Below are 17,927 nucleotides of genomic sequence, written 5' to 3'. Positions count from 1 at the left end.
CGAAGCGGCGGACGCTCCCTGCCCGACGACGTCTGAACGAGGTGTTCGGAGTGCCCACGACAGAAACGGCTGCGACGCCGCTGACGGTGTCGACGCGCTATCGCGCCGACATCGACGGTCTGCGGACGCTCGCGATCGTGCTCGTCGTGGTCTACCACGTGTGGCTCGGTCGGGTCTCGGGCGGGGTCGACGTCTTCCTGATGATCTCGGCCTTCCTGCTGACCGGCTCGCTCACGCGGCGGGCGGTCGAAGGCACGCCCCTCGCGCTCGGATCCTTCTGGAGCCGTCGATTCCGACGCCTCGTTCCCGCGGCGGCGGTGACTCTTCTCGCCGTGCTCGCCGCGGCATACGCGTTCATGCCGCCGACGCAGTGGCCGAGGATCTGGACCGAGACCATCGCGAGCCTCTTCTACGTCGAGAACTGGCAGCTCGCGTTCTCCGAGGTCGACTACTACGCCAGGGACAGTGCCGAGACGAGTCCGCTGCAGCACTTCTGGTCGTTGTCGATCCAGGGTCAGGTGTTCCTGCTCTGGCCGGTGCTGATCGGAGTGGTGGCGCTCGTCCTCCGGAACAGGCGACACCTCGTGCGGCCCGCTCTCGTGGTGATCTTCGTCGTCATCTTCGGCTGGTCGCTCTGGTTCTCGATCGTCGAGACGCGCGATGCCCAGGCATTCGCCTACTTCGACACCCGAACGCGTCTCTGGGAGTTCGCGGCCGGCTCGCTCCTCGCCCTCCTGGTCCCGTTCATCCGACTCCACGGCGTCGTGCGAGCCGTGCTGGGCTGGGTGGGGCTCGCGGGAATCGTCCTGTGCGGGATCGTCCTCGACGTCCGGGGTGGCTTTCCCGGGTACCTGGCGCTGTGGCCGGTTCTCTGCACCGCCGCGGTCATCGTCTCGGGTGCCGCGCCGACCCGTGCAGGACCTGCGGCGCTCCTGGGGTCCAAGCCGCTGTCTTCCCTCTCGGGCGATGCCTACGCGCTGTATCTCGTGCACTGGCCGATCCTGGTGATGTGGATGGTCGTCGCCGAGACCGACCGCGTGGGGCTGGGGGAGGGGCTGCTCATCATCGGGCTCTCGTTCCTCGCGGCACGGCTGCTGTCGAGGTGTGTCGAGCGACCTCTTCGAGGACCATCCCGCAATGACCGGGCGACGGCTCTCCGAGGGATCGCAGTGGTCGCGGCCTCGGCGATCCTCGTCGCCGGTGCCACCGGCGGGTGGCGGTGGAGCGAGCAGAACCGCGCGGCCGAGTTCGCCGCATCCGCCGCCGACTCGGACTACCCCGGTGCGACTCAGGTCGAGGTGTCCCTCGACATCGCGGGTACGGATGCTCCGATGATCCCCTTCCCGACCGAGCTGGACTCCGAGTGGGCGGCGGTGGGCCCCGCGTGCGAGGGGCGCTTCGAACCCTCCGAGACCGTGCTGGAGGGGTCGTGCAATCAGAGCGTCGATGCGCAAGACGCGGCGACCCGAGTGCTCGTGATCGGCGATTCGCACGCGCAGCAGCTCGCTGCGCCCTTGATCGCTCTCTCCGAGGAGCGGGATCTCGCGGTGCTCACACTCCTGCGCGGAGGATGCACCGTGGGACTCCTCGAGGAGTCGCGCAACGCGTCGCAGACGTCGTGCGAACCCTGGGTGCGGGCATCTCTCGACTACGCCGCCGACGTGCGACCGGATGCGGTCTACATCGTCATGACACGCGCCGACGCCGATGAGCCAGAGCGTCTGCTCGACGGGATCGATGAGGCGGTCGATGCCCTTCGAGAGGCCGACATCCCGGTCATCGGCGTGCGAGACAACCCACGGTTCTCCTTCGACATGTACGAGTGCGCCGCAGACGACACGCGGGCGTGTGTCGTACCGAGAGACGAGGTGCTGGCCGAGGAGAACCCCGCCGAGGCTTTCTCGGATGTGATCACCGTGGTCGACTTCACGCCGTGGCTCTGCCCGTGGGACATGTGCCAGGCCACGATCGGCAACATCGCGGTCTACATCGACGACAACCATCTCTCCCGCACCTATGCCCGCACGCTCGCCCCTTTCCTCGACCGAATTCTTGCCGAATCCGCCCAGGTGGCCCTGCCCTCAGCATGATCGCAACTCCCGCCAGCTAAAATGTGGAGGCGCGTGCCTCTGCAGGTGCGCCGAACGTCTTGTCGGTCAGCATCAGGAAAGTTGCATCAATGGATCTCCTCGTCGTCGGGTCGGGCTTCTTCGGCCTCACCATCGCTGAACGCGCAGCCGCCGCAGGCCGAAAGGTGACGGTGATCGACCGTCGGCACCACATCGGAGGCAACGCCTACAGCGAGAACGAGCCGGAGACCGGAATCGAGGTGCACCGCTACGGCGCGCACCTCTTCCACACCTCGAACCCCACCGTCTGGGAGTACGTCAACCGCTTCACGACGTTCACGAACTACGTGCACCGGGTGTACACGAACCACAACGGCGTCGTGTTCCCCCTGCCCATCAACCTCGGCACGATCAACCAGTTCTTCAACGCCGCGCACTCGCCGGACGAGGCACGCGCACTCATCACGGAGCTCGCGGGCGAGTTCGACCCGAAGGACGCGCAGAACCTCGAGGAGCGCGGGATCGGCCTGATCGGCCGTCCGCTGTACGAGGCGTTCATCCGCGACTACACCGCCAAGCAGTGGCAGACCGATCCGAAGGACCTTCCGGCCGAGATCATCAGCCGACTCCCGGTGCGCTACACGTACGACAACCGCTACTTCAACGACCGGTGGGAGGGCCTGCCGACCGACGGCTACACCGCGTGGATCGAGCGCATGGCCGACCACGAGAACATCGAGGTCAAGCTCGACGTCGACTTCTTCGACGAGTCGCAGCCCCTCAACAAGAAGTCCACCGTCGGTCAGGTGCCCGTCGTCTACACGGGGCCGGTCGACCGCTACTTCGACTATGCCGAGGGCGAGCTCTCCTGGCGCACACTCGACTTCGAAGAAGAAGTCCTGCACACCGGTGACTTCCAGGGCACGCCTGTCATGAACTACGCCGACGCAGGCGTCCCGTACACGCGGATCCACGAGTTCCGTCACTTCCACCCGGAGCGCGAAGACCGCTATCCCAAGGACAAGACGGTCATCATGCGCGAGTTCTCCCGTTTCGCCACGCGCGACGACGAGCCCTACTATCCCGTCAACACGCCGACCGACCGTTCCGGACTCCTCGCCTACCGCGAGCTGACCAAGGGGGAACAGGGCGTGCACTTCGGCGGACGCCTCGGCACCTATCAGTACCTCGACATGCACATGGCCATCGGCTCCGCGCTGTCGATGTGGAACAACGACCTGGCCTGACGGGAATCGCAATGACAGAGAACACCAGCACCGGCTTCGTCGCCGTCAACCACACGGTCTTCCCGATCGAGGGCGTCGCCGAGGTCTCGGCCCTCTACGTCGACACCGGATCCGGTGACGGTTCTCAGCCCGGCGAGGCGTACGAGATCGTCGGACGACGCAGCATCAAGGTCTACGCTCACCGCCGTGTCTCGCTGAGCACGTATTTCAACGCGTTCCCCGCCAGCTACTGGCAGCACGGGACCACGGTCCGCTCGGTGCGCCTCGTCGCCACCGTCGAGGGCAAGGGCCTCATCTCGGTCTACAAGTCGAGCGCCCGAGGCCGCGCATCCGCCCTCGCGTCGAAGTCCTTCTCCGACGAGACCGTGGCCTTCGACCTCCCGATCACGTCGTTCATCGACGGAGGTTCGTACTGGTTCGACATCGCCGCCGGCAACTCCGACGCGACGCTGGTGAGTGCCGAATGGCAGGTGGCGATCCCCGAGGGATGGACACCCGGGAAGACGACCGTCGGCATCACGACCTTCAACCGGCCGTCGTACTGCCTGAACCAGATCATCGCCGTGGGACAGAACGAGCACGTCCACGAGGTGCTCGACCGTGTGATCGTCGTCGACCAGGGCACGGACCTCGTCTCCGATCAGCCCGGATTCGCCGAGGCGGCGGCCCAGCTCGGCGACAAGCTCGAGATCCTTCGTCAGCCGAACCTCGGCGGGTCGGGCGGATTCTCCCGGGCGATGCTCGAGTCGCTCTCGTCCGAGGAGAGCCGATACGTGCTCCTTCTCGATGACGATGCCATCTCCGAACCCGAGGCGATCGTCAGAGCCGTGCGCTTCGGAGACTTCGCGGTGAAGCCCACGATCGTCGGCGGCGGGATGCTCCACCTCGACGACCGCTCCGTCCTGTACACGCAGGGCGAGGTATGGGACCAGCGGAAGTCCTGGATGCGCCCGTCGGGTGCCAGCGAGTACGACCACGACTTCGCCGAGGAGCCGCTCCGCGACACTCCTGAGCTGCACCGCTACCTGGGGGCGGACTTCAACGGATGGTGGATGTGTCTGATCCCGACCGCGATCCTGCGCGAGATCGGTCTCTCGCTCCCGGTGTTCCTCAAGTTCGACGACGTCGAGTACTCGCTCCGCGCGCGTGAGCACGGCTACCCGACCGTCTGCCTGCCTGGCGTCGCGGTGTGGCACATGGCCTGGCACGACAAGGACCCCACGCGCACCTGGGAGGAGTACTTCATCCACCGCAACCGGGTGATCACGGGACTCCTGCGCTCCCACGTGCCCAACGGCGGCATCCTTCCCCTGCACTCCTTCCTCGGCGACATCAAGCTGCTCTTCATGCTGCAGTACTCGGCTGTCCGCCTGCGGCACGAGGCGCTGCGCGACGTGATGCGCGGCCCCGGGGTGCTCCCCGAGATGCTTCCTGGCAAGCAGGCGGAGATCCGCGAGCTCCGCACCGCCTACATCGATTCCAAGGTCGTGGAGGATCTGTCGGCGCTGCCGCCGATCCGACGGTCGTCCGTGGCGATCCTCGGTGGCGTGCGCAAGCCCACGAACCCGATCGCGGCGCTCATGCTCGCCGCGCGCGTGGGTGTGCGCCAGCTCGTCATCAAGCAGTCCCCGGGCAGCCGTCGCAATCCCGAGCGCATCATCTCCGCGCAGGACATCAACTGGTGGCGCTTCGCCGATATCGACTCCGCTCTCGTCACCTCGCCCGATGGCCTCGGCGTCGCCTGGTACCAGCGGGACCGGGCGACGATGCACCGCTTCCTCTGGCGGAGCATCCGACTGAACCTCGGGCTCGCCCGCCGCTGGAAGAAGCTCTCGTCCGACTACGCGGTCGGCACGCCGAAGGTCACGTCGCCCGAGCAGTGGCGGAAGACCTTCGAGAGCGTCCAGCAGGGCTGAACGTCGTCCGCGGACGGGTAGCGCGGTCTGATCACAGGAGTCACATGAGCGGTTCGACGGTCGGGGAGCCCGGTACGCCCCGGCGATATGCGCATTCGCTGTGGCTGCTGTCCGCGCGCGATCTGAAGGTCCGCTACGCGACGAGCTTCCTCGGATACCTGTGGTCGATCCTCGACCCGCTCGTGATGAGCGCGATCTACTGGTTCGTGTTCACACAGGTGTTCCAGCGCAGCGTCGGTGAGGACCCGTACATCGTGTTCCTCATCGTCGCGCTGCTGCCGTGGGTGTGGTTCAACTCCTCGGTCGGCGACTTCACGCGTGCCTTCCGCAAGGATTCACGCCTCGTGAAGTCGACGGCGATCCCCCGATCGATCTGGGTCAACCGCATCGTGCTGAGCAAGGGGATCGAGTTCCTCTTCTCCTTGCCCGTGCTCGTACTGTTCGCGGTGTTCAGCGGAGCGACCGTGAGCTGGTCGCTGCTGTGGTTCCCGGTCGCGATGGTGATGCAGATCGTGCTCCTCGTGGGGCTGGGGCTCCTCGTGGCGCCGCTGTGCGTGCTCTACGCCGACCTCGAGCGCACCACGGCGCTGGTGCTCCGCGCGCTCTTCTATGCCTCACCGGTCATCTACAGCTTCAGAGACCTGCCGGATCCCTTCCACACGATCGGTGCCTTCAACCCGCTGGCCGGCATCTTCACCCTGTACCGGGTCGGATTCTTTCCCGACCTCTGGGATCCGGTGCCCGTGCTGATCAGCGCAGTGATGTGCGTGGTCATCCTCGCGCTCGGACTCTGGACGTTCCGATCGCTCGAACGCCCCGTACTGAAGGAGCTGTGATGCCGGCCGCCATCGAGGTGTCAGGACTCGGCGTGCGCTTCCGCCGCAATCGTCGCGGTAGACGCAGCTTCAAGGATCTCTTCGCGGGAGCGTCTCGACGATCGCGACCAGGCGAATTCTGGGCCCTGCGTGACGTGAGTTTCACGGTGCAGCCGGGGGAGTCGATCGGCGTCGTCGGTCGCAACGGTCAGGGGAAGTCGACCCTGCTGCGTCTTGTCGCGGGCGTGCTGCTCGCAGACGAAGGCACCGTCACGGTCAACGGAGGAGTCGCGCCGCTGATCGAAATCACCGGAGGATTCGTCGGCGACCTGACGGTGCGAGAGAACGTGCGCCTCACCGCCGGCCTCCACGGGATGGGCCGGGAGGAGATCTCGCGTCGCTACGACGGGATCATCGCCTTCGCGGAGCTCGCAGGCTTCGAAGACACGCCATACAAGCACCTCTCGAACGGCATGAAGGTGCGCCTCGCCTTCTCGGTGGTGTCGCAGCTCGATGAGCCGATCCTGCTGGTCGACGAGGTGCTCGCGGTCGGCGACAAGGCCTTCCGAGACAAGTGCTACAAGCGCATCGACGAGCTGCTCGCCGAGGGGCGGACGCTGTTCTTCGTCAGTCACAACGAGCGGGATCTGCGCCGCTTCTGCACCCGCGGTCTGTACCTCGACAAGGGATCTCTCGTGCTGGATGCGCCGATCGCCGACGTGCTCGACCGGTACAACGCGGACTACAACTCCTGAGCCAGGTCGCCCGCGAACCGCGGTTCGTCAGAGTCCGACGAGGCTCCGCACGCTCTCGGCTGCCGAGAGAGCAGACGAGGCCGCGCCCGACGAGTCACCGCCGCCGGCCGCCGCCGACCGCAGTTCGCTGAGCGCCTGGGCATACGTCGCCACGGCGGCATGCCAGTCTGACTCGATCGAGGCCGGGGGTGCCGCTTCCGACAGTCGCTGCGCGTCGTTCTGCAGGGTGTCGACGACGTCGACCGCCTCCTGGCCGCCCGTCTCACCCACGATGTCGAGACCGGTCAGAGCGTCGTCGAGCCAGCCCTGCACCGTGTCGCGGAAGACGCCGATGCTGGGATCCGGTGGCGGCGGGGGAGTCGTGATCGGCGTCTGGGTCGGCTCCGGAGTCGGCGTCGGCGCCACGGTCTCGGTCGGAGTCGGAGAAGGTGTGGGCGACGGCGTCGCCGTCGGGGTTCCGGTAGGCGACGCCGTGGCCGACGGCGATGGCGACGCCGTGCCGGTCGCACCCGGTGCCGGGGCACTGCCGCGCGGCAGGAGGAACACGAGCAGCACGGCAGCGACGAGGAGCGCAGCGACGGTGAGCCCCACGATCAGCCAGATACGTCCGCGATTGCTCGGCTTCGGCGGCAGGGGCGCCCACCGGAGTTCCGGCTGCTGCTCGTCGGTCATCTGAGTCAGCCTTCCAGGGGAGCCATCGGCTGCCAGGAGCGATCGCGGCCGATTCGACCGCCTTCCCGGAGACCGCGGAACAGGTTGCTGGTGCCTCGCACGGTGCGTTCGACGAACACCAGACGGATGACTTCCTTGGCGAAGGTCATCGCGGTGCCGAGCCCGAAGAGGACGGGGTTGTAGACGCGGTGCACGCGGTAGTAGTTCTTGATGTACGCACGGTTGCGCATGATGTAGAAGCGGTACGCGTTGCTCGATGCGTTCATGTGGCGGATGCCCATGTCCCACTGCTTGATCTCACGCGTGCGGCGAAGGACGAACTCGTCGACGATGACCGCGGTCGTCTTCCGGGAGGCGAGCCATCCGTACATCTGGTCATCCCAGTAGATGAAGAATCGGGGGTCGGGCAGCCCGATCTGCGTCACGATCGAGCGGTGGATGAACATGCCCTCGAAGCATCCGCTGTTCATCTCCTTGTATCCGGAAGCATCGAATCCCGAGGGAGCGAACGGGATCGGGATGCCCATGCGCTCGGCGATGCGGTACTGCCAGTAGAACTCGCTGCCGTCGTAGTCGTAGCGGCGGCCCTGGATGCTCTTGAAGCGCGGTGCCCACTTGCCCATCTTCGCGAGCCCGTCAGGGACCACCTCGACGTCGTCGTCCATCATCCAGATCCACTCGGACCCGAGCTCGTAGGCCGTGCGCATGCCCTCGCTGAATCCGCCCGATCCGCCGGTGTTCGTCTCGAGGCGCCGGTAGACGAGCTCGGTGGACAGGCGCGTACGGAACGAATCGACGACCTCCGTGGTGTCGTCGGACGAGGCGTTGTCGATGATCACGACATGCCCAGGCGCAGGGTCCATCACCGAGATGCTCTCGAGGAGTCCGGTCAGGAGATGCGAACGGTTGAAGGTGACGATGACGATCGTCGCGGACGCCGGTTCGAAGGGGACATGTGTCACGAGGTGGGATCTCCGGAAGCAGTGGGCCCCGCGGGTCGCCGCGAGCTGAGTCAAGCCTACCTGGCTTGCTTCGGAATCCCCCGAGGGCGCGAGGGGGATTCAGTGCTCGGAGCGGAGCGTGGGGATCGCGCCGGTGTGCGCGGCGTCGATGTTCTCTCGCCACGACCGGGACTGTCCCGCTCGAAGCGCGCACAGCACGAGCATGAACCAGCCGGCGCCCACGATCGTGAAGCTCTCGAACATGGACTCGACAGCGAGGGTGACGAGCATGAGCGGGGTCCAGGCATAGACGACGGAGCGACGCACGCTCGCCACCAGCCACGAACGCACGAGGGCCACGCCGCCGAGGAGCAGGAAGAGCACGAGTCCTGCGGCACCGAGTTGCAACAGCACGTCGAAGTAGGCGTTGAGTGCGCTCTGATGCCGGTCGCCGAGCTGGAAGTTGATGAATGTGAAGGGATACTCGCCTCGCGCCCACGAGCCGAACCAGCCCCACCCCTCGATCGGCTTCAGCGCGACGAAGTCGAGGATCTTGTTCCAGAGGGTCGCGCGGATCGAGAAGTCGGAGCCGGCGTTCATCAGCGCGATGATCGAGTGCCGCAGCAGGAATGCCGCGGAGAGTGCCAGGGCGACCAGAACTCCGAGCACCCACTGCACGAGCGACCGTCTCTCCTGGGGAGCGTGCCTGACGATCATGAGCGCGGCCGCGACCGTGGCCACGGCCGCAGCGAGCACAAGCACCGTCGGCGAGGCCGACAGGAACGCGAGCAGCAGGGCCAGGCCCATCGAGGGCACGGCGACCCGTGCGCTCAGCGATTGCGATCGCCACTCGACGAAGAAGGTGATGAGCGCGACGACCGTGACGAAACCGAGCATGTTCCTGCTGCCGAAGATTCCCTGCACGGGCCCGCCGAGCGCCAGATCGCCCTGGATGCCGAGGAATACGAAGGGAATGTCGAGGAGGACTCCGGAGAGTATCTCCAGCCCGAGAGAGAGAGCGAGGAGCGCGCGCAGCGTGTCGCCGAGAGCGCGGACGGTCTGCAGAGTGTCGCGGACGTGGCCGACGGTGATGGCGAGGAGGGCGAAGCAGAGGAGCTCGAGCCAGCCGAACAGTGTGTCGCTCTTGTCGGTCGTCCACACCAGGCTGACGAGCGCCCAGGCGAGGAAGGCGAGCAGTGACGACGGGGCGATCCGCAGGGCGGACAGCTCGGCGCGGCGCACCCAGAGGATGCCGAGACCGAGCACGCAGAGCCCTGCGATGATCGTCGCGAGGGTGACCCGTGAGGTCGTGCTCTCGATGAGATAAGACCCGAAGACCGCTGCCAGGACGGTGACGGTGAAAGCGCGTGCGAACTCTGCAGAGCCGAGCAACCGCCCGAGACGGCGTCCCGGCGTCACGGAACCCGCCGCGCTCTCTCGCCGCGTTCGATCACTCGCTCGCGCTCACCGACTCCGACCAGCGGCACGGCCTTGATCTTGAAGGAGAGCAGGATGAGGAGCATCCATCCCCACAGCATGATCGGTGTCGACTCGGTGAGTCCCTGCACGAGCAGCACCACCGTGAACAGGCTGGGGAGGAGGGTGAGGGGCGAGTAGCCGCGGTCCGACTGCAGATCCCACCGCGGCCGGTCGACGGCGAAGAACCATGACCGCCACAGCAGGCTGAAGTACGCGACCGCCATCAGTGCGACCCCCACCACGCCGAGCTGCATCAGCACGTCGAGCCACATGTTGTGGGCGTGGAAGACCGTGATGCCGTGATCCTCGATCCAGCCGGCGAAGGCCGGGTCGAAGGGCACCCAGGGGCTCGAGAAGCCGTTGCCGAACACAGGATGCTCCGCGGCGCGATCGAGCACCTTCTCCCAGATCTTGTCCGAGCGCCCGGTGAGGTCGCTGCTGCGGCCGAGGAGTCCCAGCAGGGGCTCCCGGAAGAGCCAGGCGGCCGCTCCGATCACGGCGGTGCCGCCGACGGAGATCACATACAGCCGCGTGCGTCCGCCCGGAGTGGTCGTGCGTCGCATCAGCACGGCGACGACGAGCACCACCACGGCGGCCGCCGCGCAGGCGAAAGCCGTGGCAGATCCCGCACGGATGAAGAAGTAGGCCGCGAGCAGGCCCCAGAGGGCGAGCGTCGTGCGCCAGCGCACCCGGGAGGCGAAGAGCACTCCGAAGGTGATCATCGCGAACAGGCTGATGATGGCCAGCAGATTGGAGTTGCCGACGATGCCCTGGATGCGTTCGCCGTCGAACAGGTTGCCGCGGACCCAGTACCAGTGGGAATCGATCTCGCCGTCGGGGCGAACGAAGAAGTTCGGGAGGATCGGGCCGCGGATGACCAGCGCGACCCAGAGCTCGAGCGCCAGCGACAGCCCGAGGATCCACTTGAACGCGGATGCGAGCGCCCGCACGATCTCGTGCCAGGTGAGGACGTGCACGATGAACAGCGCGGTGATCGTGACTGTCGCGAACAGGGTCCACGTGAGCAGCGTCGCTCCACGCCACTGCGACCATGCGACGGAGACGAGCGCGAGGGCGGCATAGGCGGTGGCGGCCCACGGCAGCCGGCGCCATGCGAAGGGCTGCGGTCTGCCGCGCGCGATCATCGGCACGCCGATCGCCAGAGTCGCGAGCAGGAAGGCGGCGAGCGTGAGGATCGCGCCGATCTCGCCGACGAAGTTGTACACGGCCGAGTGCGCGAACGTCGTGATGAGCACCAGGATGATGTACCCGCGCAGCATCAGATGCCCCGTCGACTCGCGCTCGGGGGCGCGAGGAGGGGCTGACACGGGGTGCTTCGTGTACTGCGCCATCGCGTTCAGGCTACCGCGCGCCGCCGATGGTGCACCTGATCGCAGGTTCGACCGCGGCGAGCCGTCGCGTGCCCATACGCTGGAGGCATGCTCCTCAGCCTCTCCAACGTGCCCCGTGACTACGCCTGGGGGTCGCAGACCCTCCTCGCCGGATTGGAGGGCCGGGCTCCGGCCGCCGGCCCGGAGGCGGAGGTGTGGTTCGGCGACCATCCCGGAGACCCCTCAGACGTGTCCGGCGGGGGCACCCTCGATGCCGTGACGGGGGAACGCTTCCCTACCTCCTCAAGCTGCTCGCGGCGGCCTCGCCGTTGTCGATCCAGGTGCACCCGACGATCGATCAGGCACGCGCGGGCTGGGCACGCGAGGCAGGACTCGATGCGGATGACCCCGCGAGGAACTACCGCGACGCCAACCACAAGCCTGAGCTGATCGTGGCGCTGAGTGAACACTTCGAGTCCTTGAGCGGTCTCCGGCCCGTCGAGGACACTCTGAGACTGCTCGCTGCCCTCGGCGAGAACACCGGAGTCCTGGCTCTCACGGACCGTCTGACCCGCGGCGACGACGCCGTGCGCGACACGCTCGGATGGCTTCTGTCGGGCGAGGTGCAGGCCGAGGTCGACGATGTCATCCGTGCGGTGCGTGCGGCAGCCTCGGACGAAGGGGAGTGGGCCTCCACGTTCCACGCCGTCTCTGCGATCGCGGATGCCTACCCGGGTGACCCCGGGGTCGTCGTGGCCCTGCTCATGAATCACGTCGTGCTGCGCCGCGGCGAGGGGATCTTCCTGCGCGCCGGGCTTCTGCACGCGTACGTCTCGGGACTCGGCGTCGAGATCATGGCGGCGAGCGACAATGTGCTCCGCGGTGGCCTCACACCGAAACGCATCGATGTCGACGAGCTGCTGTCGATCGTCGATGCGACCGCCGGCGAGGTGCCGGTGCTTCGACCGCATGATGCCGGACCGGTCACCCGCTACGAGGTGCCCATCTCCGACTTCGCTCTGAGCCGCGTGGCGCTCACCGGCACAGACGTCGTCGTGCCGGTCTCGGGGCCGACAATGATCCTCGCCACCGTGGGGCGGGTGAGCGTGCGCGGCACACGGGGGGAATCGATGGAGATCAAGACGGGGACGGCCGTGTTCGCGACCGACGACGAGCATGAAGTCACCTTGACGGGAACGGGCGAGGCATTCGTGGCCGCACCCGGCGCCGGACACGGAGTCTGAGAGCTTCCGCGACACGCCGCGAATGGGTCAAGAACCTTCAAGACCGGATTGAGGGTTTACGATCCGCGACTTGACCGATGCGAATGACACGGGTGTAATTAGTCATGCACGGCCCGCCGAGGGGGCGGAACAATGGGTTGGAGATCGATATGACGGGTTACCGTTCCGAAGTACCGGAGAACTGGTTCGTCGATCCCATCAGCCTCGGTGTTCCCGGGGTTCGCAAGCCCGAGTCGGACGACGACAACGCTCTCGCATGGCAGAGCGACGCTCTCTGCTCGCAGACTGACCCCGAGGCCTTCTTCCCTGAGAAGGGCGGATCGACGCGAGACGCGAAGCGCATCTGCACATCGTGCGACGTGCGTGGCGAATGCCTCGAGTACGCGCTCAACAACGACGAGCGGTTCGGAATCTGGGGCGGTCTCTCCGAGCGTGAACGCCGCAAGCTCAAGCGCCGCGCGAGCTGACAGCGGATCGCACCGCTTCGCGGCCACGCCGCATCCACTGCCCCGTCGCCCGGCTCACCGCGCATAGGCTGGCGACGCCATGCCAGCCCGAGTTCATGCCATCATCGTGGCGCGCCCCGGTTCGTCCGCTCGCGCGCAACTCCTCCGCACTCTCGACGCACTGCGGTCCCAGAGCGCACCGCCCGCATCCATCACCCTGGTGATGTGCGGAGACGCGACGACCGCCAGGGAGAGCGAAACGGTCGCGGCGACTGTCGAGGGGATCATCGAAGCGCGGGGCAGCACCTCGTTCGCGGATGCCGTGGGTCTGGCTGCTCCCCGAGTGGCACAGGGGAGCGCCGTGTGGCTGCTGGCCCACGACACCGCACCGCATCAGCGCGCACTCGAACGGCTCGTCGGCACGCTCGAGCGGTCGCCATCCGCTGCCATCGTCGCGCCCAAGCTCGTGCACACCGACAACGAGCGAGAGATCGTGTCGCTCGGAGTGAGCATGACGGCGCTCGGACGCTCCGTGGAGCTCGCGTCGGGCGAACTGGACCAGGGGCAGCATGACGGGAGCGACGACGCTCTGGCTGCCGATGTCCGCGGCCTCCTGATCCGCGGCGAAGTCCGAGAGCATCTGAGGCCCGATCCCGCGCTCGCCGGGGCTGACGAGGGCCTCGATCTGGGGGTGCGCGCACGGTTGGGCGGAGGCCGAGTCGTCCTCGTCCCGTCGGCGCGTGTCTCTGTCGCCCCGGACGGACCGGCATCGCTTCCCTCCGGGCGGGGCCGCCGTGCATACGTCACACGCGTCGCGCAGCTGCATCGGCGGCTCGCCTATGCCCCGGCGGTGGCGGTGCCGCTGCACTGGCTCACTCTTCTGCCGCTCGCGCTGTGGCGATCGGTCACGCATCTCATCGGCAAACGCCCTGAGGCCGTCGCGCCCGAATGGGTAGCCGCACTCACGGTGATGCTGCGGGTGGGAGCGATTGCACGATCGCGAGGGACCATCGCGTCGTTCCGCTCGTCGAGTTGGTCGAGCATCGCGCCTCTTCGCGTCAGCAACCATTACCTGCGCCGTCGATTGGATGACGGACACGGCAGCGAGGGCGGCGCGGCCAGTGAGTTGCACTTCTTCTCCGGTGGCGGGGCGTGGGCGGTCCTCGCGGCGCTCGTGGTGAGCATCGCGACGTTCACCAGCCTGCTGGCGTGGCCGGTCATCGGAGGCGGAGGGCTGCTGCCACTGCGCACCACCGTCGCAGCACTCTGGAACGACGCGGCCTGGGGCCTCCGCGGCCTCGGCGTGGGCGTGGTGGGCCCGGCGGATCCCTTCTCGGCCGTCCTCGCCGTTCTCGGCTCGCTGTGGCCGGCCGGCCCGTCGTTCTCACTCGTCCTGCTCTGGATACTCGCGCTGCCTCTGGCCGTCTTGGGCGGATGGTTCGCGGCGACTCGCGTGACCGATCGTGCAGGTCTGCGGATCTTCGCCGGCATCGTGTGGGCGCTCGCGCCGACATTCCTGACGGCGCTCGTCGACGGCCGTCCTGCCGGCGTGCTGGTACACCTGCTCCTGCCCTGGCTGTTCAACGCCGCTGTGGTCGCACACAGATCATGGGGAGCGGCCGGTGCCGCGTCTCTGCTCTTCGCGGCTGTGGCGGCGTGCTCACCGTCCCTGGCCCCCGCGATGCTCGTGCTCTGGATCATCGCTCTCGGAATCACGCTCGGCGGCGCGCGATTCCGAGGTGCCGCCCGGCTTCTCTGGGTGCCGGTGCCCGCAGTGGTGCTCTTCGCCCCTCTCGTGATCTGGCAACTCTCGCACGGCAGCCTCATCGCGGTGCTCGCCGACCCCGGACTGATCTGGGCGGGCCCCCAGGCCACGGCTGACGCCGCGGGTCGGCTCGCGCTCGCCTCAGGCTTCCCCTCCGGTGACCTGGCCGGGTGGGCGGCTGTCGTCGGACCCGAGCTCGCTCCGTGGGCGGGAGTTCTGCTCGCGCCGCTCGCCCTGCTCGCGCTGGTCTCCACCGTCGCACCACGGTGGAGAGCCGGCATCACCTTGCTCGTCGTGGCGGTCAGCGGTTTCGCCACGGCGTTCCTCGCGGTCGGCGTGACCGTGTCCTTCGCCCAGGGCGCCGGAGTCGCCATCTGGCCGGGCGCAGGACTGAGTCTCGCGTGGATCGGTGTGACCGGCGCGGCTCTCGTCACGCTCGACACCGCCCTGACGCTGCCGCGTGCGCGGCTCGTCGGTGCTGCTGTCGCGGCTCTCGCCGTCGCAGCGTGCGCCGTGCCCGCTCTCGCCGCCTTCCACCTCGGGCGCTCCGTCCTCACCGAAGGCCCGGAGTCGTCGCTGCCGGCGTACATCGCGGCTCAGGCAGTCGATGATCGCCCGATCGGCACGCTGGTCCTCACCCCACAGAACGACGGTGGTCTTTCCGCCGAGGTCGCGTGGGGGGCGAGCGAGACGCTGAGTGCCCAGACGACCGTCCTGTCCACGGCCACCGAGATCCAAGGCACCGACATCACGACCCTCGCCGTCGACCTTCTCTCTGCCCGTGACTTCGACGGCGCCGCCGAACTGGGAGAGCTCGGCGTGGGCTATGTGCTGCTGGCGGAGCTTTCCGACGATGAGTCCGATCGTGCTCGAACGCTGCACACGGCGGCGGTGACCTCGCTCGATCAGCGAGCGGGCTTCGTGCAGGCGGGAACGACCGACCGAGGCGTGCTGTACCGGCTCGAGGAGGACCCTGCAGAACGGGCTCAGCTCTCCGGGGGACAGCAGGCGACGGCCAGGCTCGTCGTCACACTGCAGGTGATCCTCGTGCTCGCCGCGCTGCTGCTGTCCATGCCGACGAGGACCTCGCGCCGTGCCTCGCGTGCGCGGTCACGGATCGTCGGTCGAGCTCCGGATGAACCCCTCGTGCTTCCCCGACATGTGGACGAGTTCGATGACGAGCACCCGGACGGGGCGGTGAATTCGGCTGATCGGCAGGTGGAGCCGACTCGTTCGGATCCTTCACCCGGCCAGGAGGACACTGACGGGTCCGATTCCCTCGAAGGGACCGCGGGCCATCCCGCGTCTGCTTCGGATGACGGCACCGAGGAGAAGATTCGATGACCGATACCCGTGCTTTCCGGGTCGTCGCGACCAGCGCGCGCGTGCTCACCGGGGCGGTCGTGGCGGCAGCCTGTGTCGTGGGCATCGTGGTCGCCGTCCCTGCGCAGTGGCCGACGATCACTCATGAAGCCGCTCAGGCCGACGTCACCCCGCTTCCGGGAGACACTGTGCTCGTGTGCAACGGTGACTTCCGGGCCATCGGCAGGAACACCGCCGACTCTCTCCAGATGGAGCCCGCGGCCTCACCGAGTCTCACGGTCGACGGCTCCGCCGGATCACCGGAGTCATCTCTGCTCAGCGTCGACGATCTCCAGGGCAGCGGTGGGGTGCAGAAACTGACCGGTGTGGTCGAGGGGCGCACCGCGCCCCTGGTGGGCGCGACCGAATCGCTGAGCCTCGCCGAGGCAGATCTGTCCGGCTTCGCCGCGGCACCGTGCCGCCCGGCGAGCACGGAGTCGTGGCTCGTGGGGGGAACCGTCGAGACCGGATCCGAAGATCTGATCGTCCTCACCAATCCCGGCGCAGTGCCGTCGACCGTGTCACTCGTGTCCTTCGGGTCGGTGCGTGGCTCCACCTCGGTGATCGTGCCGGCCGAGACCCAGGTCGCGGTGCCGCTCACGTCGCTCGCATCCGGGTCCGACCTGCCGGTGGTTCGGGTCACTGCGACGGGCGCGCCCGTACGCACCGTGCTCCAGTCGTCGCAGACGCGCACGCTCGACCCGGTCGGTGTCGACCTGCAGGACGCAGTGGCGGCGCCGCAGCGGAGGCCGGTGATCCCGGGAGTGCAGGTCTTCGAGAGCGACGGAGACAACTCCAGGATGGCGGTGCTCCGACTTCTCTCACCCGAGCGAGACGCCCAGGCGGTCGTCACCGTGCGTCCCGTGGGCAAGACGAGTACAGCCAGCGAGTTCACGGTCGCACTGACCGCCGAGCAGCCGCTGGAGATGTCGCTCTCGGAGCTTGCGCCCGGTGACTACACGGTCGCGGTGGATGCAGATGCGCCGGTGCTGGCCGGAGTCCGTGTCCAAGACGGTGCCGGCCCGCAGTCCGACTTCTCCTGGGTGATGCCTGCGCCCGAGTTCGAGGACACGGTGCTCGTCGCGGTGCCCGCCGGGCCCGCCGCATCTCTGATCCTCGCGAACGACGAGGAGTCGGACGTGATCGTGCAGATAGAGCCGACGGGCGGAGGCGACCCGGTCGAGGCCACAGTGCCGGCCGGTTCGTCGGTGACGGTCGACGTCGACACGGAGACCGTCTATTCCGTGGCCACGACGGGGCCGGTGCACGCCGAGGTGTCGATGACCGCGCCGGGCTCGTTGGCCGCCTGGCCGGTCTCGCCGGCAGCCGGTGCTCAGCAGAGCATCACCGTCTATCCGTGATCTGAGAGCCTCAGGCGGAGCGACTCGACCGCGTCAGTGGTCGTGACCGTCGATATCCCACGGCTCACGACCGACGAACTCCGCGGCGGCGCGGAACACGGCGCTTTCGATAGCCATCCGCCGGTGTGCACCGTCGTCGTGGCCCGGGGGCAACAGCCGTTCGATAGGCAGGCGGAAAAGGACGATCCGGCGGTTCTCGCGGTCCAGGTACCATCTCGGCACCTCGTCCGCGCTGTCGAAGGACGGCATGGCGCCGATCTCGAATCGGACGTCCTGCAGTTCGGGCCAGGTTCCGCGGAGAAACTCGACCGCGGTGCCGACAGTGAGATCGAACCGGTCGATCCGGCCGTCGAGAGGGGCGAGCGGTGGCCTGACGACTTCACTGCGGCCGAGCCGGCCGTGTCGCCCGTGACGCGCCCCGCGGCGTGGGGCGGCGCTGGTGCGAGAACGGCGTGGCATAGCGAAAGTCTAGGTGCTGCACCCGGGAGCGGGCGGCGCGGCGTGCGAGCCCGGCGACGATGGGG

Annotated in this window: 14 protein-coding genes; 9 read left to right on the top strand and 5 right to left on the bottom strand. The window is 67.7% G+C overall.

The window, feature by feature from the left end; genetic code table 11:
• The first annotated feature begins 50 nt into the window (after positions 1-50).
• From ACZZZN_RS09170 to ACZZZN_RS09150, 5 genes are all read left to right on the top strand, one after another.
• Positions 51-2,090, top strand: coding sequence for an acyltransferase family protein (locus tag ACZZZN_RS09170; protein WP_463504850.1), 2,040 nt, complete (start codon positions 51-53; stop codon positions 2,088-2,090).
• Positions 2,091-2,179: 89 nt separating this feature from the next.
• Positions 2,180-3,316: a UDP-galactopyranose mutase gene (glf, locus tag ACZZZN_RS09165; protein WP_463504849.1), complete on the top strand. Its 1,137-nt coding sequence runs from the start codon at positions 2,180-2,182 to the stop codon at positions 3,314-3,316.
• 11 nt (positions 3,317-3,327) lie between these two features.
• Entirely contained in the window at positions 3,328-5,232 is a 1,905-nt protein-coding gene (locus ACZZZN_RS09160; protein WP_463504848.1) for a glycosyltransferase, read from the top strand.
• Positions 5,233-5,276: 44 nt separating this feature from the next.
• Positions 5,277-6,068, top strand: coding sequence for an ABC transporter permease (locus ACZZZN_RS09155; RefSeq protein ID WP_463504847.1), 792 nt, complete (start codon positions 5,277-5,279; stop codon positions 6,066-6,068).
• The gene (locus ACZZZN_RS09150) at positions 6,068-6,802 is read left to right on the top strand and encodes an ABC transporter ATP-binding protein (protein WP_463504846.1); all 735 of its coding nucleotides are present in this window, start codon (positions 6,068-6,070) and stop codon (positions 6,800-6,802) included. The genes ACZZZN_RS09155 and ACZZZN_RS09150 overlap by 1 nt, the downstream gene beginning before the upstream one ends.
• Positions 6,803-6,829: 27 nt before the next feature.
• On the opposite strand, the gene ACZZZN_RS09145 is transcribed toward ACZZZN_RS09150, so the two are convergent.
• The 4 genes from ACZZZN_RS09145 to ACZZZN_RS09130 form a co-directional block, all read right to left on the bottom strand.
• Entirely contained in the window at positions 6,830-7,474 is a 645-nt protein-coding gene (locus ACZZZN_RS09145; RefSeq protein WP_463504845.1) for a hypothetical protein, read from the bottom strand.
• Between the two features lie 5 nt (positions 7,475-7,479).
• Positions 7,480-8,436 carry a glycosyltransferase gene (locus ACZZZN_RS09140; protein WP_463504844.1) on the bottom strand — a complete coding sequence of 319 codons (957 nt, stop codon included), beginning with the start codon at positions 8,434-8,436 and terminating at the stop codon, positions 7,480-7,482.
• Between the two features lie 99 nt (positions 8,437-8,535).
• Positions 8,536-9,834: an O-antigen ligase family protein gene (locus ACZZZN_RS09135; protein ID WP_463504843.1), complete on the bottom strand. Its 1,299-nt coding sequence runs from the start codon at positions 9,832-9,834 to the stop codon at positions 8,536-8,538.
• Positions 9,831-11,246: an O-antigen ligase family protein gene (locus tag ACZZZN_RS09130; RefSeq protein ID WP_463504842.1), complete on the bottom strand. Its 1,416-nt coding sequence runs from the start codon at positions 11,244-11,246 to the stop codon at positions 9,831-9,833. Before ACZZZN_RS09130 ends, ACZZZN_RS09135 begins: the two co-directional genes overlap by 4 nt.
• Positions 11,247-11,554: 308 nt before the next feature.
• Here ACZZZN_RS09130 and manA point away from each other — a divergent pair, with 308 nt between their 5' ends.
• The 4 genes from manA (at position 11,555) to ACZZZN_RS09110 (ending at position 17,403) form a co-directional block, all read left to right on the top strand.
• Positions 11,555-12,469 carry a mannose-6-phosphate isomerase, class I gene (manA, locus tag ACZZZN_RS09125; protein WP_463504841.1) on the top strand — a complete coding sequence of 305 codons (915 nt, stop codon included), beginning with the start codon at positions 11,555-11,557 and terminating at the stop codon, positions 12,467-12,469.
• 149 nt (positions 12,470-12,618) lie between these two features.
• The gene (locus ACZZZN_RS09120) at positions 12,619-12,936 is read left to right on the top strand and encodes a WhiB family transcriptional regulator (protein WP_463504840.1); all 318 of its coding nucleotides are present in this window, start codon (positions 12,619-12,621) and stop codon (positions 12,934-12,936) included.
• 79 nt (positions 12,937-13,015) lie between these two features.
• A complete protein-coding gene (locus ACZZZN_RS09115) occupies positions 13,016-16,024 on the top strand; it encodes a glycosyltransferase (RefSeq protein ID WP_463504839.1) in 3,009 nt (1,002 codons plus the stop codon).
• Positions 16,021-17,403: a DUF5719 family protein gene (locus ACZZZN_RS09110; RefSeq protein WP_463504838.1), complete on the top strand. Its 1,383-nt coding sequence runs from the start codon at positions 16,021-16,023 to the stop codon at positions 17,401-17,403. The genes ACZZZN_RS09115 and ACZZZN_RS09110 overlap by 4 nt, the downstream gene beginning before the upstream one ends.
• 33 nt (positions 17,404-17,436) lie before the next feature.
• Here ACZZZN_RS09110 and ACZZZN_RS09105 read toward each other — a convergent pair whose 3' ends face one another.
• Positions 17,437-17,862 (bottom strand): hypothetical protein, encoded by a 426-nt coding sequence (locus tag ACZZZN_RS09105; protein ID WP_463504837.1) that lies wholly within the window; start codon positions 17,860-17,862, stop codon positions 17,437-17,439.
• Between the last annotated feature and the right edge of the window lie 65 nt (positions 17,863-17,927).

It is taken from the genome of Microbacterium sp. AC145 (assembly GCF_979258505.1).
Note: the sequence above shows the minus strand (reverse complement) of the source record. Positions and strands in the feature narration are given on the sequence as shown.